We start from the raw sequence: 2,606 nt of genomic DNA, 5'->3' as shown, positions 1-2,606 counted from the left end.
CAAGAAGTTTTGCTGCAATGGTCACCCTGGCTTGCACGCTGCGGTGCCTACGGCAGTACTTTTCGTACAGAACCTAGCGAATCGAGTGTCCGGCAGCAGGAAAGCCGCGAGTCACGCAAACCCTTCGGCTTCTCCTGGTTCGTCCCCGAACTGCTACGTCACAAGACCATTTGGCGGGATGTGCTGCTCGCCAGCCTGGCCATCCAGCTCGTCGGTTTGGCCACACCCCTGTTCACCCAAGTCATCATCGACAAGGTCATCGCCCATCATTCGGAAAGCACCCTCATCGTGCTGGGTGTCGCCCTAGTAGTGTTCATGCTCTTTACCAGCGGCATGACCTGGCTGCGCCAGTATCTGCTGTTGCACACCGGCAGCCGCATTGACGCGGTGTTGGGCGACAAGGTGCTGCGCCACTTGCTGCACCTGCCGCTGCCGTATTTCGAGGCTCGGCCTACCGGCACCTTGGTCGCTCGCTTGCACGGCGTGGAGCAGTTGCGCGAATTCATCTCCGGCGCGGCGGTGAGCCTGGTGCTCGACCTGCCCTTCCTGGTCGTCTTCCTCGCTGTGATGTTCGCCTATAGCTGGCAGCTCACACTGATCGCCGTCGGCATCATGACGCTGATCGTCACGGCTAGCTTGTTCATGGTGCCGATTTTCCGCGAACGGCTCGACAAGCAATTCCTGCTCGGCGCACGCAACCAGGCTTTCCTGACCGAATACTTGGCCGGCATGGCCACGGTGAAGTCCCTGCAGCTGGAGCCGGACGTGGGCAAGCGCTACGGCACCTATCTGGCCCAGTATCTGTCTGCGGGCTTCGCCACCAAGCAGGTCGGCAACACCTACAATGTCGTCGCCAATGGGCTGGAGCAGGTGATGACGCTGTCCATCCTAATCGTTGGCGCCTGGTTGGTGATGCAGACCGATGGGATGACCGTGGGCATGCTGGTCGCTTTCCAGATGTTCGCCAGCCGCATGAGCCAGCCGCTGCTGCGCCTGGTCGGCCTGTGGCAGGAATTCCAGCAGGCCAGCATTTCCGTCAAGCGCTTGGGCGACATCCTGGACATGCCGCAGGAGCCCTTCACCCTCACGCCACAGCGAGCGGCTGGCGGTGAAGGCCGGATCGACATCCGCGACGTGGGTTTCCGTTACTCCGAGCAACACCCCTGGCTGTACCGCAACCTGAGCCTTGCCATCCCCACAGGCAAGCTCACCGTGCTGATGGGCCCCAGCGGCTGCGGCAAGAGCACGCTGGCGAAACTGATGCAGGGCTTCTACTGGCCGCAGGAAGGGCAGATCACGCTGGATGGGCGCGAGATCCGGCAACTGGCGGCCAACGAACTGCGCGCCACCTTCGGCGTGGTACCGCAGGAGACGGTGCTGTTCTCCGGCACGGTGTACGACAACCTGATCATGGCCCACCCGCATGCGGGCTTTGAGGACGTGATCGCTGCGTGCCGGGCCGCCGAGATTCACGACGTGATCGAAAAGCTGCCGCAGGGCTACCAGACCGAAATCGGTGAGCGCGGCACAGGGCTATCGGGCGGCCAGCGTCAGCGTGTTGCGATTGCCCGCGCGCTTTTGAAGCGCCCCAAGGTGCTGATTTTCGATGAGGCGATTTCCAATCTCGACCAACAGACCGCTGAGTACTTCGCTCAAACCATCAATCGGCTCAAGGGCAAGGTGACGATGATATTTATTACCCACCAAGTGCCCAGGGGGCTGCAAGTGGATGGGGTGGTGAATATGGGGCGTCAGAGCATGCACGTAAGTTTGGTGCAGGAAGAGATTTGATGGATTGGATATCTAACAAGGTTCGCTCGTTGCTTCACGTCAGGCTGGTGCGATTTATTTTTCTTGAGATAGTAGCCATGCTTGCTAGTGTCTTTTTGGTTTTCGCTGTTGGCGGATTTTTTGCCTCCATAGCTGGTTATATTTATGACAGTACTCATGTCATGCCAGATCCTGTAGCTAGAGGGGACGATATTGGCTCTGGATTGATTATGGTTATGGCAGCGCTCGGGTCGTTGTTGTTTTCTCTGCCGGGGGTTGTGCTGGTTCATTTGTATGTTTTCAAGCGCTTTTTTGAGGAGCTTAAAAAGTGAATGATAACTATGGTTTTGCTGGCGCAGTTCCACCGGGGGTGAGCGTTGCTAATAACGTTTTTCAGGCAAATCAGTATCAGGCTACTCATACGCCTAAGGAAACATTTGATTGGTTTTATGAGCGTGTTAGGAATAATAAGGATGGGCATTTGCCGCCAAGTCAGTCCATGGATTATAAGCAGCTTGAGCCGAAGTCGAAATATGCGGATTTTGGAAATTTCAATTACGGAGCCGTTGGGCGTGCGCTAGGTATCCCGGATGCTGTTCTAGAGTATGGTGCTGGGTGGGCTCAGGGAAAGGCAGATGGATTATCCAATGCAGAGTCAATTGCTCGGTCATTGCTTGATCACAGAAACAAGGGGGACAATCCGGGTGATCAACAAATGATCAGGGATGGAATTGATGCGGCTCGCAGTAGAGGGTTCACAGGGCGGCGGCAAAAACTGAGTGCAACACCTGACCTTTCCGGTACGGTGTTGCCATGTCTTACCACGAACTCAGCAT

3 protein-coding genes are annotated in these 2,606 nt (G+C 56.8%); all 3 read left to right on the top strand.

Annotated elements, in window-relative coordinates; all coding sequences use genetic code 11:
- Positions 1-180 precede the first annotated feature (180 nt).
- Entirely contained in the window at positions 181-1,791 is a 1,611-nt protein-coding gene (locus E5198_RS20865) for a peptidase domain-containing ABC transporter (protein ID WP_256659229.1), read from the top strand.
- Entirely contained in the window at positions 1,791-2,102 is a 312-nt protein-coding gene (locus E5198_RS20860; protein ID WP_136491819.1) for a hypothetical protein, read from the top strand. The genes E5198_RS20865 and E5198_RS20860 overlap by 1 nt, the downstream gene beginning before the upstream one ends.
- On the top strand, positions 2,099-2,606 hold a 508-nt coding region (locus E5198_RS20855), incomplete at its 3' end, for a polymorphic toxin type 44 domain-containing protein (RefSeq protein WP_136491818.1). The genes E5198_RS20860 and E5198_RS20855, both read left to right, overlap by 4 nt.

Source organism: Pseudomonas sp. A-1, from assembly GCF_004801855.1.
Classification (GTDB): domain Bacteria; phylum Pseudomonadota; class Gammaproteobacteria; order Pseudomonadales; family Pseudomonadaceae; genus Geopseudomonas.
This window is presented reverse-complemented; position numbering and strand designations above follow the sequence as displayed.